The 17,815-nt window shown below is 72.6% G+C and carries 17 protein-coding genes and 1 pseudogene; 8 read left to right on the forward strand and 10 right to left on the reverse strand.

The genetic code is table 11. The annotated features are described in order from the left end of the window. Nucleotides 1-33 precede the first annotated feature (33 nt). Complete coding sequence (locus CTKZ_RS08175) at nucleotides 34-1,215, forward strand: glycerate kinase family protein (protein ID WP_124342486.1); 1,182 nt, start codon at nucleotides 34-36, stop codon at nucleotides 1,213-1,215. A gap of 127 nt (nucleotides 1,216-1,342) precedes the next feature. Next, nucleotides 1,343-1,693: an iron-sulfur cluster insertion protein ErpA gene (gene erpA / locus CTKZ_RS08180; protein ID WP_124342487.1), complete on the forward strand. Its 351-nt coding sequence runs from the start codon at nucleotides 1,343-1,345 to the stop codon at nucleotides 1,691-1,693. A gap of 90 nt (nucleotides 1,694-1,783) precedes the next feature. On the opposite strand, the gene CTKZ_RS08185 is transcribed toward erpA, so the two are convergent. Both CTKZ_RS08185 and CTKZ_RS08190 read right to left on the reverse strand, forming a co-directional pair. Beyond that, nucleotides 1,784-2,035, reverse strand: a complete 252-nt coding sequence (locus CTKZ_RS08185) for a sulfurtransferase TusA family protein (RefSeq protein ID WP_124342488.1) — start codon at nucleotides 2,033-2,035, stop codon at nucleotides 1,784-1,786. Beyond that, a complete protein-coding gene (locus CTKZ_RS08190) occupies nucleotides 2,032-3,201 on the reverse strand; it encodes a cysteine desulfurase family protein (protein WP_124342501.1) in 1,170 nt (389 codons plus the stop codon). The genes CTKZ_RS08185 and CTKZ_RS08190 overlap by 4 nt, the downstream gene beginning before the upstream one ends. 287 nt (nucleotides 3,202-3,488) lie before the next feature. Between CTKZ_RS08190 and ctaC the strand changes: the two genes are divergently transcribed. The 3 genes from ctaC to CTKZ_RS08205 are packed head-to-tail and all read left to right on the forward strand — an operon-like array spanning nucleotide 3,489 to nucleotide 6,597. Then, the gene (ctaC, locus tag CTKZ_RS08195; RefSeq protein ID WP_124342502.1) at nucleotides 3,489-4,382 is read left to right on the forward strand and encodes an aa3-type cytochrome oxidase subunit II; all 894 of its coding nucleotides are present in this window, start codon (nucleotides 3,489-3,491) and stop codon (nucleotides 4,380-4,382) included. Next, complete coding sequence (ctaD, locus tag CTKZ_RS08200) at nucleotides 4,382-6,202, forward strand: aa3-type cytochrome oxidase subunit I (RefSeq protein ID WP_124342489.1); 1,821 nt, start codon at nucleotides 4,382-4,384, stop codon at nucleotides 6,200-6,202. Before ctaC ends, ctaD begins: the two co-directional genes overlap by 1 nt. Beyond that, nucleotides 6,199-6,597 carry a cytochrome c oxidase subunit 4 gene (locus CTKZ_RS08205; protein ID WP_124342490.1) on the forward strand — a complete coding sequence of 133 codons (399 nt, stop codon included), beginning with the start codon at nucleotides 6,199-6,201 and terminating at the stop codon, nucleotides 6,595-6,597. The genes ctaD and CTKZ_RS08205 overlap by 4 nt, the downstream gene beginning before the upstream one ends. A 216-nt stretch (nucleotides 6,598-6,813) precedes the next feature. Here CTKZ_RS08205 and CTKZ_RS08210 read toward each other — a convergent pair whose 3' ends face one another. From CTKZ_RS08210 to ctaE, 6 genes are all read right to left on the reverse strand, one after another. Further along, the gene (locus CTKZ_RS08210) at nucleotides 6,814-7,587 is read right to left on the reverse strand and encodes a 2-phosphosulfolactate phosphatase (protein ID WP_124342491.1); all 774 of its coding nucleotides are present in this window, start codon (nucleotides 7,585-7,587) and stop codon (nucleotides 6,814-6,816) included. A 100-nt stretch (nucleotides 7,588-7,687) separates the two neighbouring features. After that, nucleotides 7,688-8,314, reverse strand: a complete 627-nt coding sequence (locus CTKZ_RS08215; protein WP_124342492.1) for a superoxide dismutase — start codon at nucleotides 8,312-8,314, stop codon at nucleotides 7,688-7,690. A 124-nt stretch (nucleotides 8,315-8,438) separates the two neighbouring features. After that, on the reverse strand, nucleotides 8,439-10,208 hold the full coding sequence (gene qcrB, locus CTKZ_RS08220) for a cytochrome bc1 complex cytochrome b subunit (RefSeq protein ID WP_124342493.1): 1,770 nt from the start codon (nucleotides 10,206-10,208) through the stop codon (nucleotides 8,439-8,441). Next, a complete protein-coding gene (qcrA, locus tag CTKZ_RS08225) occupies nucleotides 10,205-11,227 on the reverse strand; it encodes a cytochrome bc1 complex Rieske iron-sulfur subunit (RefSeq protein WP_124342494.1) in 1,023 nt (340 codons plus the stop codon). Before qcrA ends, qcrB begins: the two co-directional genes overlap by 4 nt. Then, nucleotides 11,224-12,009 (reverse strand): cytochrome bc1 complex diheme cytochrome c subunit, encoded by a 786-nt coding sequence (qcrC, locus tag CTKZ_RS08230; protein ID WP_124342495.1) that lies wholly within the window; start codon nucleotides 12,007-12,009, stop codon nucleotides 11,224-11,226. The genes qcrA and qcrC overlap by 4 nt, the downstream gene beginning before the upstream one ends. Before the next feature lie 63 nt (nucleotides 12,010-12,072). After that, a complete protein-coding gene (gene ctaE / locus CTKZ_RS08235; protein WP_124342503.1) occupies nucleotides 12,073-12,699 on the reverse strand; it encodes an aa3-type cytochrome oxidase subunit III in 627 nt (208 codons plus the stop codon). A 334-nt stretch (nucleotides 12,700-13,033) separates the two neighbouring features. Between ctaE and CTKZ_RS08240 the strand changes: the two genes are divergently transcribed. Together CTKZ_RS08240 and trpD are read left to right on the forward strand one after the other, a co-directional pair. Continuing rightward, entirely contained in the window at nucleotides 13,034-13,465 is a 432-nt protein-coding gene (locus CTKZ_RS08240; protein ID WP_124342496.1) for a response regulator transcription factor, read from the forward strand. Next, nucleotides 13,462-14,508, forward strand: coding sequence for an anthranilate phosphoribosyltransferase (trpD, locus tag CTKZ_RS08245; RefSeq protein ID WP_124342497.1), 1,047 nt, complete (start codon nucleotides 13,462-13,464; stop codon nucleotides 14,506-14,508). The genes CTKZ_RS08240 and trpD overlap by 4 nt, the downstream gene beginning before the upstream one ends. A gap of 353 nt (nucleotides 14,509-14,861) precedes the next feature. On the opposite strand, the gene CTKZ_RS08250 is transcribed toward trpD, so the two are convergent. Together CTKZ_RS08250 and CTKZ_RS08255 are read right to left on the reverse strand one after the other, a co-directional pair. Further along, the gene (locus tag CTKZ_RS08250; RefSeq protein ID WP_124342498.1) at nucleotides 14,862-15,143 is read right to left on the reverse strand and encodes an Lrp/AsnC family transcriptional regulator; all 282 of its coding nucleotides are present in this window, start codon (nucleotides 15,141-15,143) and stop codon (nucleotides 14,862-14,864) included. An 8-nt stretch (nucleotides 15,144-15,151) separates the two neighbouring features. Beyond that, nucleotides 15,152-17,002 (reverse strand): DEDD exonuclease domain-containing protein, encoded by a 1,851-nt coding sequence (locus CTKZ_RS08255; protein WP_124342499.1) that lies wholly within the window; start codon nucleotides 17,000-17,002, stop codon nucleotides 15,152-15,154. A gap of 110 nt (nucleotides 17,003-17,112) precedes the next feature. Here CTKZ_RS08255 and CTKZ_RS08260 point away from each other — a divergent pair. Continuing rightward, nucleotides 17,113-17,815 (forward strand): annotated as a pseudogene (locus CTKZ_RS08260) (hypothetical protein); the annotation flags it as partial.

The following is a 17,815-nucleotide window of genomic DNA, read 5'->3' on the forward strand; positions in this document are numbered from 1 at the left end:
ACGCACGGCCGTCGCGCGTGCCACCATGCCCGCGTGCGTGTCCTCGTCGCCCCCGACACCTTCGGCTCCGTCCTCACCGCCCGCGAGGTCGCGGCCACGATCGCCGACGGGTGGCGCGCGGCCGCGCCGCACGACGACGTCGACGCCTGCCCGCTCGCCGACGGCGGCCCCGGGTTCGTCGACACGCTGCACGCCGCGCTCGGCGGGCAGACCGTGCCCGTGACCGTCACGGGCCCGCTCGGCGAGCCCGCGCCCGCGGTGCTGCTCCTGGTCGACGGTTCGAGCGGGCGCACCGCCTACGTCGAGTCCGCCCAGGCCATCGGCCTCCCGCTCGTCCCGCCCGAGCGGCGCGACCCGACGCGGACCACGACGTGCGGCGTCGGCGAGCTCCTGGTCGCCGCCCGCGAGGCCGGGGCGCGTCGCGTCGTGGTCGGCCTCGGCGGTTCGTCCACCAACGACGGCGGTGCCGGGATGCTCGTCGGCGCGGGCCTGGACGCGGCACCCGGGCGGCTCGACGCCGGCGGCGGGGCTCTCGCGGGGCTGCGTCCGGAGGAGCTCGGCGGCCTGCGGGCGCTCCGCGCCGCCTGGGCGGACGTCGACCTCGTCGCCGCGACCGACGTCGACGTCCCGCTCCTCGGGCTGCAGGGCGCGAGCGCGGGCTTCGCACCGCAGAAGGGCGCGACGCCCGAGCAGGCCCAGGCGCTCGAGCGCGCGCTCGCCGACCTCGCGCACGCCGCGACCACCGCGCTCGCCGACGACCTGCGTCCCGACCTGCTCGCCGGTGCACGCCCGTCGTCGGCCGCCGTACGCCTCACCGCGGCCCCCGGTGCCGGCGCGGCCGGCGGGCTCGGGTTCGGGCTGGCGCTCCTCGGCGCGCGCGTCGTGCCGGGCGCCGCGTTCGTCGCGGACCACGTCGGACTCGACGACCGGCTCGCCGCGAGCGACCTCGTCGTCACCGGTGAGGGCCGCTTCGACTGGCAGAGCCTGCACGGCAAGGTGGCCGCCCAGGTCGCCGAGCGCGCGCTCCGGCACGGTATCCCCACCGTCGTCCTGGCGGGTGACGTGCAGGTCGGCCGGCGCGAGCTGTCCGCCGCGGGGATCACGGCGGCGTACGCGGTGGGGGAGACGCCCGAGGAGGTGCAGGCTGCGCTCGCCGACCCCGTCCGGACCCTGCGGGCACGCGCCGAGCGGGTCGCCCGGACGTGGTCGCGCTGACGCCCGGGCGGTGCGGGCGGGCCGCGTACGACGACGCCCGCGGACAGTCGTACCCTGGACGGGAACAACGCGGCGCGCGACGCTGTTGCGCACCGTTGACGTGAGTTCCCCGGCACCAGGAGAGACGATGAGCGAGACCACGCAGACCCAGACGCACGGCGTCCTGCTCACGGACGTGGCGGCGGACAAGGTCCGCAGCCTGCTCGAGCAGGAGGGCCGCGACGACCTGCGTCTGCGCGTCGCCGTCCAGCCCGGCGGCTGCTCGGGCCTCATCTACCAGCTGTACTTCGACGAGCGCCTGCTCGACGGCGACGTGACGCGTGACTACGACGGCGTCGAGGTCGTGGTCGACCGCATGAGCGTCCCCTACCTCGAGGGCGCGACGATCGACTTCGCCGACACGATCGAGAAGCAGGGCTTCACGATCGACAACCCGAACGCGGGCTCGGCCTGCGCGTGCGGCGGCTCGTTCAGCTGACAACCGACGCCCTGACGAGGGCCCGGCACCGGATCTCGGTGCCGGGCCCTCGTGCGTCAGGGCTCCGTCGTCAGGCCTCGCGCGTGAACCTCACGCGGCAGGGGCGTCCCCGAGGCGGACCGTGAGGCGCCAGACGCCCTCGCCGTCGGTGCTCGACACCATCGTGTGGCCGCGCATCCGGGCCCAGGCGGGGACGTCGTGCCGCGCCGCCGGGTCGGTCGCGAGCACCGTGAGCTCGCTCCCGGGCGCCGCGGCGCGCGCGGCCCTCGCGAGCGCGATGACGGGCGCAGGGCAGCGCAGGCCGCGTGCGTCGACCACCAGCGGGTCCGGGTCCTCGGTCACAGGCCGTCCACCCCGCCCGCCGCGCGCACGCGCGCGACGACCCCCGGCAGCACGTCGAGGAACCGCTCCACGTCCTCGGCGCGCGTGCCGCGGGGGAGCGCGAGCCGCACGTTCCCGTGCGTGAGCACCCCCATGGCGGCCAGCACGTGGCTCGGCTCGAGCGAGCTCGAGGTGCACGCCGAGCCGGACGCGACCGCGAAGCCCAGCGCGTCGAGCGCGGTCACGAGGGCCTCGCCGTCCACGAACAGGGACGAGAAGGTCACGACGTGGGGGAGACGGTCGTCGGCGTCACCGACGACCTCGGTGTCGGGCACCTCGGCCGCGACGCGCGCGCGGACCCGGTCGACGAGCGCACGCCGAGCGGCGTCGGCGGCGTCCCGGTCGGCGTGCGCCACCTGCAGGGCGACCGCGGCGGCCAGCGCGGCCGGCACGCTGACACCGCCGGGGAACCAGCGGTCCTCGTCCTCGGGCGCGACCGGCGAGCGCCGGACACCGCGGCGCGTCACGAGCACGCCGATGCCCGCGGGCCCGCCCCAGTCGCCCGCGTCGGCGGCCAGCACGTCCCACGCGTCGCCGACGTCGGCGTGCCCGAGGCTCGCACCGGCGTCGACCAGCAGGGGGACCCCGGCCCGGCGCGCGGCCGCGTGGACCTCCGCGACGGGCTGCCGCGTCCCGACCTCGCCGTTCGCGTGCTGGAGCGCGGCGAGCGCCACCCCGGGCTGCCCGACGGCGTCCACCATGCGCGCGACGTCGACGCGCCCGAGCCCGTCGACCGGGACGTCGACGCGCCGGCCGCCCGACGACGCCACCGCGGTGTCGGCCGCGTGCAGCACGGCGGCCCGCTCGACGGTCGGGACCACGACGTCGCCGCCCGCGCGCCGGCGTCCGCGCGCGACCGTGAGCACGGCCGTGTGGAGGGCCGTGGTGTGCGACGGTGCGAGGTCGACGTCCTCGGTGCGCGCGCCGACGACGGCCGCGATCGCCTCGCGCGCGCCGTCGAGCAGCAGGCGGGCACGTCGACCCTCGGCGTGCAGACGTCGCGGGTCCGCCCAGCCCTGGTCCAGCGCCTCGACGAACGCGGCCCGCGCCTGCGGCAGCAGGGGAGCGCGCCCGCCCGCGTCGAGCACCACCCGACGGACCGCTGCGGGGGCAGTGGTGTGCGTCACACCGCGGTCGTCGACGGCCGGGACCGCGGGGGCGTCGTCACGGGGGCTCACCGGTGCACCGTAGCCCTGACCGGCGCGGTCGTCCGCCGTGCGCGGCCCGGCCGCACGTCGTGGACGTGCGCAGGAGACGTGGTGTGACGGTGCTGACACCGTGTCGTCATCCGGCGTCGCGAGGACGAAACGTCGTGGTCGGCGCGCTAGGCTGCACAGGTCGAGGACGAAGGTCCCGGGTGACGACCGCCAGCAGCGGGGTCGGGCGCTGACGGGACGTGAGTGAGAGGTCCCCCGTGCACCCGGAACACCCCCGCCGGACGCGCCGCCCGGCCCTGCTGACGGCAGGACTCGCGGCCGTCGTCGTGGTCGCCCTGAGCGGTTGCTCCGATGAGGTCCAACGTGGCTGGCTGCCCGGCTCGTCGGACGCCGAGATCACCGACCAGACCGCCCGGATCGTCAGCCTGTGGCGCGGTTCGTGGATCGCCGCGCTCATCGTCGGCCTCATCACCTGGGGCCTGATCCTGTGGTGCGTCGCGGTCTACCGGAAGCGCAAGAACGACGACGTGCTCCCCGTGCAGCTGCGCTACCACGTGCCGCTCGAGGTCATGTACGTGATCCTGCCGATCTTCATGGTCGGCGTGCTCTTCTACTACACGAACCGTGACGTCACGGCGCTGCAGGACACCTCCGCGGAGGCCGACATCCACGTGCAGGCCATCGGCAAGCAGTGGAGCTGGGACTTCAACTACCTCGACGACGACGCGTACGAGACGGGCCAGCACGCGCAGGACGTGGGCGGCAGCTCAGGCGCCCTGGCGGACCAGGTGACGCTGTACCTGCCGGTCGACGAGCGGGTCGAGTTCACGCTGGACTCGCGTGACGTCATCCACTCGTTCTGGATCCCCTCGTTCCTCTACAAGATGGACATGATCCCGGGGAAGACCAACACGTTCCAGGTGACCCCCACCGAGGAGGGCACCTATCTCGGCAAGTGCGCCGAGCTCTGCGGCGAGTACCACTCGTCGATGCTGTTCAACGTGAAGGTCGTGTCCCGCGAGGAGTTCGACGCGCACATCCAGGAGCTCAAGGACAAGGGCCAGGAGGGCTCGCTGGGGCTCGAGTACAGCCGCCTGCAGGACGTCGACAGCGTCAGCAGCAGCACCACGCAGGAAGAGAGCGACCACTGATGGCCACCGCCGTGGAGAAGATCCCCGGACTGGCGCCCTCGCGCCAGACGCTCGGGCGCACGGTGATCAAGTGGATCACCTCCACCGACCACAAGACGATCGGGTACATGTACCTGATCACGTCGTTCGTGTGGTTCGCGATCGGCGGGATCCTCGCGCTGCTCATCCGCGCCGAGCTGTTCACGCCCGGCATGGAGGTGTTCTCCTCCAAGGAGCAGTACAACCAGGCGTTCACCATGCACGGCACGATCATGCTGCTGCTATTCGCGACGCCCCTGTTCGCCGGCTTCGCCAACGTGATCATGCCGCTGCAGATCGGCGCGCCCGACGTCGCGTTCCCGCGGCTCAACATGTTCGCGTACTGGCTGTTCTTCTTCGGCGGCCTCATCGCCGCCGCGGGCTTCCTCACGCCGCAGGGCGCCGCGTCGTTCGGCTGGTTCGCCTACGCACCGCTGTCGAACACCGTGTACTCACCCGGTGTCGGCGGTGACCTGTGGGTCTTCGGCCTCGCCCTCGGTGGTTTCGGCACGATCCTCGGTGCCGTCAACTTCATCACCACGATCGTCACCATGCGCGCGCCCGGCATGACGATGTTCCGGATGCCGATCTTCACCTGGAACACCCTGGTGACGTCGCTCCTGGTGCTCATGGCGTTCCCGCCGCTGGCCGCCGCGCTGTTCGCGCTCGGTGCCGACCGCCGCCTCGGCGCGCAGGTCTTCAACCCCGAGAACGGCGGCGCCATCCTCTGGCAGCACCTGTTCTGGTTCTTCGGGCACCCCGAGGTCTACATCATCGCGCTGCCGTTCTTCGGCATCGTCACCGAGATCCTCCCGGTCTTCAGCCGCAAGCCGATCTTCGGCTACAAGGGCCTCGTCTACGCAACCATCGCGATCGCCGCCCTGTCCGTGACCGTGTGGGCGCACCACATGTACGTCACCGGCTCGGTGCTGCTGCCGTTCTTCGCGTTCATGACGATGCTCATCGCGGTGCCGACCGGCGTGAAGTTCTTCAACTGGATCGGCACGATGTGGCGCGGCAAGCTCACCTTCGAGACGCCGATGCTCTGGACGATCGGCTTCCTCGTCACGTTCCTCTTCGGCGGACTGACGGGCATCATCCTGTCCAGCCCGGCGCTCGACTTCCAGCTCTCCGACTCGTACTTCGTCGTGGCGCACTTCCACTACGTCGTCTTCGGCACCGTCGTGTTCGCGATGTTCGCGGGCTTCTACTTCTGGTGGCCCAAGATGACCGGCCGGATGCTCGACGAGCGGCTCGGCAAGATCCACTTCTGGCTGCTGTTCATCGGCTTCCACACGACGTTCCTCGTCCAGCACTGGCTCGGGGTCATCGGCATGCCCCGCCGGTACGCGGACTACTCGCCCGACGACGGCTTCACGTGGATGAACCAGCTCTCCACGATCGGCGCGGCCGTGCTCGCGGCGTCCACGCTGCCGTTCCTCTGGAACGTCTACGTCACGTGGCGCAACGCGCCGAAGGTGACCGTGGACGACCCGTGGGGGTACGGCGCCTCGCTCGAGTGGGCGACGTCCTGCCCGCCGCCGCGGCACAACTTCACGTCGCTGCCGCGCATCCGCTCCGAGCGTCCCGCGTTCGACCTGCACCACCCCGAGGTCGCGGCGATGGACCACGTCGAGCCCAACCCCGGTCCGTTCGACTGGGAGGCGGACCGCCGCGGTGAGACCGAGGTCGCGGTCGACCGCGTCGTGGAGGGCAAGGGCGAGCCCGAGCAGTCGTCCACGACGATCGTCGAGGACCGTCCGCAGGACCGTCCCGGCAGCGACAAGGAGGGTGACCGGTGAGGTTCGAGGCGAAGCTCTTCCTCTACGGCCTGCTGTTCTTCATCCCGGTCGGCCTGATCTACGCGCTGTGGAGCGACGGCGAGCCCGTCGGCACCGTCGGCATCCCGCTCGTCGGCGGCCTCGTCGGCATGATCGGCGCCTACTTCGCGCTGCTCGCGCGGCGCATCGACGCCCGTCCCGAGGACGACGAGTTCGGCGAGATCGAGCAGGGCGCCGGCGACCAGGGCGTGTTCAGCCCGTGGAGCTGGTGGCCGCTCGTCATCGGTGCCGCGGCGGCCGTCATGTTCCTCGGCCTCGCGATCGGCTTCTGGGTCGCGATCATCGGCGCGATCCTCGGCGTCATCGGCCTGGTCGGCTGGGTGTTCGAGTTCTCCCGCGGACAGCACGCGCACTGACCGGTCCCTGACCGCACGACGGCCCCCTCGGTCCTCGCTCTGCGCGACCGCGGGGGCCGTCGCACGTCCCGGCACGTCGGCCCTGTCGCTCGTCGACCGGCGCGCGGCCCGCGAGGCGCGGGAACGTCACCACCGGGCGGCACGTCGTTCCCCAGGGCGCCAGCGCGTCGCTCATCGCTCCGTGGTACGTGGTCGCGCGGGGCGCCCGCGCGTCGCTCATCGCCCGAGAGGCGTGACGTCGACGTAGGCGCCGTCGCGCAGGAGCGGCACCGCCACGCTCGTCCCGACCTCCGCCGCGACCGCCACGTCGGACGCGAAGCCCGCGTCGGTCAGCTCCACCCCGGTGCGGCTCAGGCGCAGCGCGCGCCCGGGCCGACGGGCGACCTCTCGCCAGGCGGTCAGCGCCGCGGCGGCGCGGGGCGACGCGACCGCAGGAGCGGTGGTCGTGAGGCCCTCCAAGACGGCTCCAGCACCCCAGACGTCCTCCGGAGCCTGGCGGACGCTCCCGTCGGCCCGACGCTCTCCTGCGGGCACGAGGGCGACGCGGAGGGGACGCGCTCTCTCGGCCGCGGTGGCAGCGATCCACGCGGCGACCGACGCCGCGTTGCGCAGCGACGCTGCCACCACGGCACGCTCGCCGGCGCCGAGCAGCCTGCTCAGCGTCGAGCCGTTCGGCGACGGCAGGACGAGTCGTCGCAGGCTGGCCGCCGCCCGTACGGAGCCGGGCGACAACGACACGTCGCCCGGGCGCGCCTCGGAACGACGGACGGCGAGCACGGCGTCGTGCTGCACGGCGAGCGTCGCCGCGTGCACGTCGTACGCCGCGCACGGCAGCACGGTGACGCCGCGGTCCGCGGCGACCGACACGGTCGTCGTGAAGGACAGCACGTCCACGACGACGGCCACGTCGACGTCGGTCCCCAGGGAGCGGGCGCCCGACGGACCCCACACGAGCCGCACGTCGACGGGTACCTCGTTGTCTCCGCTCACCCGCCCCTTCCTACCACCGTGCCGTCCGGTGGCGTCCGCGTACGACGAAGGCCGCCCACCCCCGCGGACGGGAGCGGACGGCCTCGTGACGACGCGAGCGTCAGGCGGGGACGATGAGGCCCCGCGTCTGCGTCCGGGCGCGGTCGAAGCGCGCGGCCGCGTCGGCCCAGCTCACGATGTTCCACCACGCCTTGACGTAGTCCGCCTTGACGTTGACGTAGTCGAGGTAGAACGCGTGCTCCCACATGTCGAGCACGACGACGGGCACGAGACCGAGCGCGATGTTGCTCTGCTGGTCGTAGAGCTGGACGATCACGAGCTTCTCGCCGATCGAGTCCCACGCGAGGATCGACCAGCCGGAGCCCTGGATGCCGATCGCGTTGGCGGCGAAGTGCTTCTGGAACGCCTCGAACGAGCCGAAGAACTCGTCGATCGCGGCCGCGAGCTCGCCGGTGGGCTTGTCGCCGCCCTCGGGGGAGAGGTTCTGCCAGAACACCGAGTGGTTCACGTGACCGCCGAGGTTGAACGCGAGGTTCTTCTCGTGCAGGTTGACGGCGGCCAGGTCGTCCGCCTCGCGCGCCGCGGCGAGCTTCTCGAGGGCCGTGTTGGCACCGGTGACGTAGGCCGCGTGGTGCTTGTCGTGGTGCAGCTCCATGATCCGGCCGGAGATGTGCGGCTCGAGGGCTGCGTAGTCGTACGGCAGGTCCGGAAGCGTGTAGTCAGCCATGCGTGAGTACCTCTCCTGCGTCGGTGCACGACCGTTCTGGTACGGCCGGGCGGGGTACGAAACGGATCGGGCGGCCCGCCGTTACGGCGAGCCGCCCGACTCCACGGTCAACTCTGGTCCTTGATCAGCGATTCCGCGTCTCGGGGGACGTCTCGTCCTGCGGATCGACGAGGTGCTGGCCGCCACCGGTGCGGCCGGACGCGCCGGCGAGCTCCGGGGTGCCGTGCGCCTCGGGGGCCGCCTCGACCTCGCCGTGGTGCCCGTGCGCCGCGTGCGCGGCCTCGAGCTCGGCGGGGGTCACCGGCTCCACCCGGTCCTCGTAGAAGACCTGCGAGAGCCGCTGGCGGATCGTGTCGCGGCGGTAGCCCTTGCGGCGGACGCCGCGCGAGTCCTCGGCCGGCTCGATCTCGAGCGGGCGGATGGCCTCGTGCTGCACGCGCAGCCAGCGCTCGTGCGCGTCGAGGGGCTTGTGCACCTCGATGTACTCGCCGCTCGCGAACCGCACGATGCGACCCGTCTCGTGCCCGTGCAGGACCAGCTCGCGGTCCTTGCGCTGCAGGCCGAGGCAGATGCGCTTGGTGATCCAGAACGCGAACCAGGGGCCGACGAACAGCAGCACGCGGAAGACCCACGTGATGTCGTTGATCGACAGGTGGAAGTGCGTCGCGATGAGGTCGTTCGACCCGGCGAGCACCAGGATGAAGAACGCCGTGAGCAGCGAGACGCCGAACGCGGTGCGGAACGGGCGGTTGCGCGGGCGGTCGAGCACGTGGTGCTCGCGCTTGTCACCGGTCGCGAACGCCTCGATGAACGGGTACAGCGCGAGCAGCGTGAACAGGATCCCCGGCACCACCATCGCCGGGATGATCACGTTGAGGCTGACCGTGTACTGACCGAGCACGAACTCGGCCTGTCCCGGCATGAGTCGGAGCGACCCTTCCAGGAACAGCATGTACCAGTCGGGCTGGGCGCCCGCGGACACCGGTGACGGGTCGTACGGGCCGTAGTTCCACACCGGGTTGATCGACATCGTCGCGCCCATGAGGGCGATGACGCCGAACACCACGAAGAGGTTGAAGAGCAGCTTGCCGGCGTACACCGGGAGCGCGGGGAAGCCGACGACGTTGTTGTTCGTGCGGCCCGAGCCCGGGTACTGCGTGTGCTTGTGCATGACCATGAGCACGAGGTGCAGGCCGATGAGCGCGAGGATCAGCGCCGGCACCAGCAGGACGTGCACGGTGAACAGGCGCGGGATCAGGTCGGTCCCGGGGAACTCGCCGCCGAACACGAAGTACGACATGTAGCTGCCGATGATCGGGATCGCCTTGATGACGCCGTCCGTGATCCGCAGGCCGTTGCCGGACAGGACGTCGTCCGGGAGCGAGTAGCCCGAGAAGCCGGCGGCGAGACCGAGGATCAGCAGCACGAAGCCGACGACCCAGTTGATCTCACGCGGCTTGCGGAACGCACCGGTGAAGAACACGCGCATCATGTGCGTGACGATCGCGGCCATGAAGATCAGAGCGGCCCAGTGGTGGATCTGCCGCATGAGCAGACCGCCGCGGACCTCGAACGACAGGCGCAGCGTCGAGGCGAACGCCTCGGACATCTCGACGCCGTTCATCGACGCCCACGGGCCCTCGTAGTGCGTCTCGCCCATGCTCGGGACGAAGAACAGCGTGAGGAAGACGCCCGAGATGAGCAGCGTCACGAAGCTGTACAGCGCAATCTCGCCCAGGAAGAACGACCAGTGGTCGGGGAAGACCTTCCGGGCGAAGAACTTGACCGCGTGGCCGAGGCCGGTCCGCTGGTCGAGGTAGTCGGCGGTCGCGCCGACGGCCCGCGCACCCGCCGACGGCGGGGTCGTGGCCTTGGAGGTGGTCGTGGTCGTCACGTCAGGCGCTCCCAGAAGCTCGGACCGACGGGCTGGTGGAAGTCGCTCTGAGCGATCAGGTAGCCCTCGTCGTCCACGGTGATCGGCAGCTGCGGCAGCGGTCGCTTCGCGGGACCGAAGACGACCTTCGCGCTGTCAGCGACGTCGAACGTCGACTGGTGGCACGGGCACAGCAGGTGGTGGGTCTGCTGCTCGTAGAGAGCGACGGGGCAGCCCACGTGGGTGCAGATCTTCGAGTAGGCGACGATGCCGTCGTACGACCAGCCCTCGCCCTGCTCGGACACGATGTCCCGAGGGTCGAGCCGGATCGCGAGGACGACCGCCTTCGCCTTCTCGTCGAGCGGGTGCTCGGCCTCGTCGAGGTCGGCCGGCTGGACGTGCGCGACCGATCCGATGGTGAGGTCCGAGGCCTTGATGGGGCGACCGGTCGGGTCGTACGCGAGCCGCGTGCCCTTGCGCCACATCGTGTGCTTGAACTTGCGGACGTTCCAGTCCTCGCCGACGTTGCCGACGATGGGCAGGACGATCGCGAGCGGGAAGAGCGCGATCGCCGTGACGGCCGCGCCGATGATCGCGCCGCGGCGCGTGAGGCCCGAGTCCTCGGCACCGTCCTTGAGCATCTGGACGGCGATCTCGCGCGTCGCGTCGTCGGTGCGCTGCGGGTGGCGCTCCTCGACGTACTCGCGGTTGCTCATCAGCACCTTGATGTAGTGGCTGCCGCCGATGCCGATGCCGAGGAGCGAGATCGCGAGGCCGAGGCCCAGCGCGAGGTTGGAGGTGCGCATCGACTCGGGCGTCTCGCCCGGGGGGAGCGCGAAGTACGCGACGATGAAGCCGATCGTGGCGAGGATCGACAGCGTGAACAGCAGGAGGACCTGCCGCTCGACGCGCTTGGTCGCCTTCGGGTCGATGTCCGCCTGGCGGTGGACGTGCTCGTGGACGCCCGGGTCCTCGAAGCGCTGGGGAGCGCCGTCCGCGCCGCGGACGTCCAGCTCGGTGTGGGGGTCGTGCGTGCTCACGAGGACTTGGCTCCGATCCAGACCGACAAACCGATGAGCAGGCCGAGTCCGACGACCCACGCCCAGAGGCCCTCGCTGACCGGGCCGAGCGAGCCGAGGTCGAGGCCACCGGGGGAGACGTCGCCCTGCTCGTTGATGAAGGCGATGATGTCGCGCTTCTCCTCGGGCGTGATGGTCGCGTCGTTGAACACGGGCATCGACTGCGGGCCCGTCTGCATCGCCTCGTAGAGGTGACGCGGCGAGGTCTCCCAGAGATTGGGCGCGAACTTGCCCTGCGACAGCGCGCCGCCGGCGCCGACCGCGTTGTGGCACATGGCGCAGTTGGTGCGGAAGAGGGCCATGCCGTTGGCGACGTCGCCCTGCGCGGGGTCGACCATGTCGTCCGTGGGGATCGCGGGACCGGCGCCCAGCGACGCGACGTACGCGGCGAGCTGCTCGATCTGCTCGTCGTCGAACTGCACCGGCTTGGCCTGCGCCTGCGGGCCGTTCATCTGCATGGGCATGCGGCCCGTGCCGACCTGGAAGTCGACGGCCGCGGCGCCCACGCCGATGAGCGACGGCGCGTCCTCGGTGCCGCCCGCCGAGGGACCGTGGCACGTGGCGCAGTTGGCCTGGAACAGCTTCTCACCGGTGGCGACGTCGTCGGCCGTGGCCGTCTTGGGCGCGGCGTCCGCGGACGTCGGGGCCAGGACGGCGTACAGGCCGCCGGTGAGCAGCAGCGCCAGCAGGAGCAGCACGATCGGCGCACGCCGATCGTGCCTGCGGGCTGCGAGTGCCTTCACGGATCGATCCTCGTCTCGCACGTGGGGGATGGGGGACTGGGTGGCGGGGCGAGCCGCCGGGCGTCAGCGGATCAGGTAGATGACCGCGAACAGCGCGATCCACACGACGTCGACGAAGTGCCAGTAGTACGACGTCACGATCGCGGTGGTCGCCTCGTGGTGGCCGAAGCGCTTCGCCGCGAACGACCGACCGAGCAGGAAGAGGAAGGCGATGAGGCCGCCCACGACGTGCAGGCCGTGGAAGCCGGTCGTCAGGTAGAACACCGAGCCGTACGGGCTCGAGGAGATGGTCAGGCCCTCGTGGACCAGCTCCGCGTACTCGAACACCTGGCCGCCGATGAAGAAGGCGCCCATGAGGTACGTGAGCACCATCCACTCGTTCATGCCCCAGCGGTTCACCTGGAGCAGCGAGCCCGTCCGGACGGGCTGGAACCGCTCGGCGGCCCACACGCCCATCTGGCACGTCACGGACGACAGCACCAGCACGGAGGTGTTGATGAACGCGAAGGTCAGGTTGAGCTTCTCGGTCTGCGTCGCCCACTCGTCGGGCACCGCTGCCCGGAGCGTGAAGTACATGGCGAAGAGGCCGGCGAAGAACATGAGCTCGCTGGCGAGCCACACGATCGTCCCCACCGACACCGGGTTGGGTCGGTTGACGCTCACGTGAGGCGCGGTGCGAGGGGCAGCCATGGCGGTCGACACGTCGTCATTATGGCTGATCGCCGCTGTGCATGGGTCATTGGGCCTACCTCGTGGCGCGCGGTATATGTCACACCGTCACGATCCTCGGGGCGTCGCACGTGGTCAGGGGAGCGAGAGTCGCGCGTCAACACGCGGAACTCGTCCTGCGACCGCGGACGGGACGACGTCTCACGCGCGCGTCGCCAGGTCTCGCGGCGTGCGGACGGCGCGGCGACTCGTGCTAGGGCTCGCGCCGGCACGAGCCGCGACGATGGCCCGGCGAGCAGCCCGGTCGTGCCAAGATGCCCCTCGGACGCACGTCGACGACGAGTGAGGGACGACCATGAGCACGGCCCAGCCCGACCACGCACAGACCGCCGCCTCGGGACCCCGGGTCCTCCTCTACAGCGACGACGTCGACACGCGCGCCGAGGTGCGGCTCGCCGTCGGCCGCCGGCTGGGCCGGGGCGAGCCCGACATCGACTGGGTCGAGGTCGCGACGGCCGACGCCGTCATCACGACCACCGAGGCCGGCGGGATCGACCTGCTCGTGCTCGACGGCGAGGCGGACAAGGTCGGCGGCATGGGCCTCGGGCGCCAGCTCAAGGACGAGATCTACCGCTGCCCCCCGGTGCTGCTGCTCACCGGTCGCCCGCAGGACGCGTGGCTCGCGTCGTGGTCGCACGCCGACGCGGTCGTCAGCCGGCCGCTCGACCCCGAGCAGCTGCACGACGCCGTCGCGTCGCTCGTCAGCCGACGGACGCTCGCCGGATGACCAGCGCGCGCACCTGGTCCGACCTCTTCGCGACCCTCGTCCGACGCGAGGACCTGACCCGCGAGCAGGCCTCGTGGGCGATGGACGAGATCATGCGCGGCGAGGCCGACCCCGCGCGCGTCGCCGCGTTCCTCGTGGTGCTGCGCGCCAAGGGGGAGACGGTCGACGAGCTCCGCGGCCTCGCGGACCAGATGCTCGAGCACGCGATCCGCATCGAGGTCCCCGGCCGCACGGTCGACATCGTCGGCACCGGCGGCGACCGCGCGCACACCGTCAACATCTCGACCATGTCGGCGCTCGTCGTCGCGGGCACTGGCCTGCGCGTGGTGAAGCACGGCAACCGCGCCGCGTCGTCGTCGTCCGGGTCGGCGGACGTGCTCGAGGTGCTCGGCATCCGGCTCGACCACGAGCCTCGCCGCGTCGCGGACATCGCCCTCGAGGCCGGCATCACGTTCTGCTTCGCGGGCCGCTTCCACCCGGCGATGCGCCACGCGGCCGCCGCCCGGAGCGCGCTCGGCATCGGCACCGTCTTCAACTTCCTCGGCCCGCTGTCCAACCCCGCGCAGCCCGCGGCGTCGGCGATCGGCGTCGCGGACGAGCGCATGGCGCCGCTCATCGCGGGCGTCTTCGCCGACCGCGGCAAGGACGCCGTCGTGTTCCGCGGGGAGGACGGTCTCGACGAGATCGCCGCCACAGGCACGACCCGCGTGTGGGAGGTCCGGTCCGGCCAGGTCGACGAGCACCTCGTCGACTGGGCGCGCGACCTCGGGCAGGTGCACGTCGACCTCGAGGACCTGCGTGGCGCCGACGCGGCGCACAACGCCGAGGTCGCGCGTCGACTCCTCGCGGGCGAGCCGGGCGCCGTGCGCGACACCGTCGTGCTCAACAGCGCCGCGGCGCTCGTCGCGGACGGCACGCTCCCCGGGATCGGCGAGGGCTCGCTGCTCGAGCGGCTCGACCGTGCGACCGCGATCGCGCGGGAGTCGATCGACAGCGGCGCGGCGGCCGCGGCGCTCGAGAGGTGGCGCGCCGCCAGCGCGTGACGACGGCGTGGTCGACGTCTACGGCCGCGCCTTCTGTTGCTCGCGCAGCCGGCCTCGGAGCTCAAGCACCTCGTCCACCAGCACCGGTAGGTAGGTCCGCGCCGTCGCGACCAGATCGAGGCAGTCCGCGTCCGCCGGGCCGCTGTCGCGGTGCAGGTAGAGGTCCTCACGCCGGTCGCCGTCTGCTCCGACGAGGATGACGTCGTCACCAGCGACGTGATCGCGTCCCTCGACCGAGGACCGCCACGGCGGCGGGTCGCACCGGTCGGACAGCGCGCGCAGCGCGAGCAGGGCGTCGTCGGTCAGCCTCGGAGGCTCGGGGGCGATCCGCTGCTCACCGTTCCGCTGCGTGGTCAGTCCTCGAGGCCGAGGGCGAACGCGGTCTCGAGGTCGTGCTGGCTGTACGTGCGGAACGCGATGTAGGTCTGCGTCCGGACGACACCGTCGACCTTGCCGACCTTGTCGGCGATGACGTCGGCGAGCGCCTCGTGCTCGCGGACCCGCACGACGGCGATGAGGTCGACGTCGCCGGTGACGGAGTAGACCTCGCTGACCCCGCGGAGGTCGGCGATGGCGGTGGCGACCTCGGGGACCTTCGCGGCGTCGGCGTCGATGAGCACGATGGCGGTCAGCATGTCGCCCATCATGCCGTGCTGGGCGCGGGGGCGACGAGCGACAGGTGCGGCCGGTGCGTCGTGCCGCCGCCCTGGTCACCGGCCGGGTCGACCTGCGCGTGCCGCGCGGCGCCCGCGACGGCCGCGGCCGGGTCGACGACCGCGACGGCGCTGCGGGCGGGCATCGACCAGCCGCCGGCGACCTCGACCAGTCGGACGCCGGGCTTGTCGAGCCAGGCGAGCAGGAGGTCGGTCTCCTCGGGGTGCGCGGCGGGGGCGGGCGACGGCGGCGCGGCGACGTGCTCACCGCTGGCCTGCAGCGCGGTGACGACGGGTCGCGGGTCGGTGCGCCGGTCGACGCGTGCGGTCCCCGCGAGCCGTCCGTGCCGGACGAGGACGAGCTCCCAGCCGCCGTCGTCGGTCCGTCGCGCGGCGACGAGCTCGGGGCAGCGGGACAGCGGTGCGACGCGCTGCGCGCGGGAGGCGCCGCGCAGGTACGCGGCGAGACGGTCGCGGACGGTCGCGGCCTCCTCGAAGCGCTCCTGACGCACGAGCCACGTGATGCGCTCGGCGTGCGCGGCGACGACCTCGGCCGGGTCGGACGACATGGCCGTGCGGACGCGCTCGACGACGGCGGCGTACGCGTCGACGGACTGCTGCCCGAGGCACGGTGCACCGCAGCGGCCGAGCTCGGCGAGCACGCACGCCGCCGCGCCGGCGGGGGCGACGAGGGGGAGGCGGCGGGTGCACTGGCGGACGGGGAAGGACTCGTGCAGCGCGTCGAGCGCGAGCTGCGCGGAGGCGCTCGACGAGAACGGCCCGATGTACGCGGCGCCGTCCTCGTCGCGGACGTCGCGCACGACCGACAGCCGCGGGAACGGCTCGCTCGTGAGCCGTACCCACGGCATGCGCTCGGGGAAGCGCGAGCGGCGGTTGTACCGCGGTGAGTGCTCGGCGATGAGCCGCAGCTCGCGGACGCGGGCCTCGAGCGGCGTCGCGCACACGACCGGGTCGACGCGGTGCGCGATGCGCACCATCTCGGTGATGCGCTGCCGCTTCTCGGCGGACGTGAAGTAGCTGCGGACCCGGGTGCGCAGCGACGTCGTCGAGGTCCCGACGTACAGGACCTCCTCGTGCGGGCCGCGGAACAGGTAGACGCCGGGCGCGTCGGGCAGGCCGTCGGCCAGCGTGCGCTTGCGACGCACGTCCGCGGGCACCGGGTCGGTCGCGGTGGCGAGGTCCTCGAGGTGCGTGACGCCCAGCGGACCGAGGCGGCCGAGGAGCGCGTGCAGGACGTCGACCGTGGCGCGCGCGTCGGACAGCGCGCGGTGGTTGGGGGTCACGCTCGCGCCGAACAGTGCGGCGAGCGACGACAGCTTGTGGTTGGGAACCTCGTCGCGCGTGACCGCCCGGCGGGCGAGCCGCACGGTGTCGAGCACCTTGTTGCCCGGCCACGTGTGACCCGTCCGGGCCGCGGCCGCCTTGAGGAAGCCGATGTCGAAGGGGGCGTTGTGCGCGACCAGCACCGAGTCCCGTGCGAACTCGAGGAAGCTCGGCAGCACGGTCTCGATCCGCGGGGCCCCCACGAGCATCGCGGTCGTGATGCCGGTGAGGACCTGGATGTAGGGCGGCACGGGCCCGCCGGGGTCGACGAGCGTCTGGAACTCGCCGAGCACCTCGCCGCCGCGGACCTTGACCGCGCCGATCTCGGTGATCTCGCAGTCGGCGGGCGTGCCGCCCGTCGTCTCGAGGTCGACGACGACGAACGTGACGTCCGACAGCGGCGTGCCGACGTCGTCGAGCGTGAGCTGCACCGGTGCCGCGCCGGGCGCCGGGGACGCGTCGGCCCAGACGGGGCGCAGACGGCGGTCGGGCGACATGCGACGGACCGTACCCAGGCCCTCCGACAGCCCGACGCACCCCGTGGTCGGTGCGGCGCGTCGGACGAGCGGCGGTCGAGGCGAGGTCGCCCGGGACCTAGGGTGCTGCCATGAGCGGCGCCGGAGCACCTGAGGAGCCGCCGGCGCGAGCGCAGGACCTGCGCACCGGCGAGGTGCCGGCGGACGTGCGGGCGGCCCTCGTGCAGGTCGCGGCCGACGTGCTCGGCACGCTCGACGGCTCCGACGTGCCGACGACGCTGCGGGCGGTCCGTCAGTTCGCGCCCCGGCGCCGCGCGTCGGCGGGTGCAGGGCCGCTGTGGTCGGCCCTCCAGGACGACGGCTTCCGGGCCCGGGTGGCGCGTGCGTGGGCGACGGACCACCCGGACCTCGCACGTGCCCTCGCCGGCGGCACCGGCACCGACGCCGCCGACGACACCGACGACACCGACGACACCGACGACACCGACGACGGTGCGGGTGCCGCGGGTGCGGTTGGCGCGTCCCCCGGCACGTCCGCCGCGGTCGGCGCGTGGCTGCTCGGGCACGACTGGAGGTCGTTCCTGCCGACCACCGACGCGCGGCCGTCGCAGGAGGTCGCGCGGCTCACGGAGCGGCTCGGCCGCAGCGAGGCCGAGGTCGAGCGGCTGCGCGACGACCTGACCGGCGCGCGCCGTGAGGCCGCCGACGCCCGGGACGCGCTTGCCGCCCTGCAGCGCGAGCTGCGTCGGCTCCGCTCGGACGCGGACCGGGCGCGCAGCGAGGGGCGTCGTCAGGCCGACGAGGCTGCGGCCGCGCTGGCACGCGCCGAGGAGG

It is taken from the genome of Cellulomonas algicola (assembly GCF_003851725.1).
Classification (GTDB): Bacteria; Actinomycetota; Actinomycetes; order Actinomycetales; family Cellulomonadaceae; genus Cellulomonas; species Cellulomonas algicola.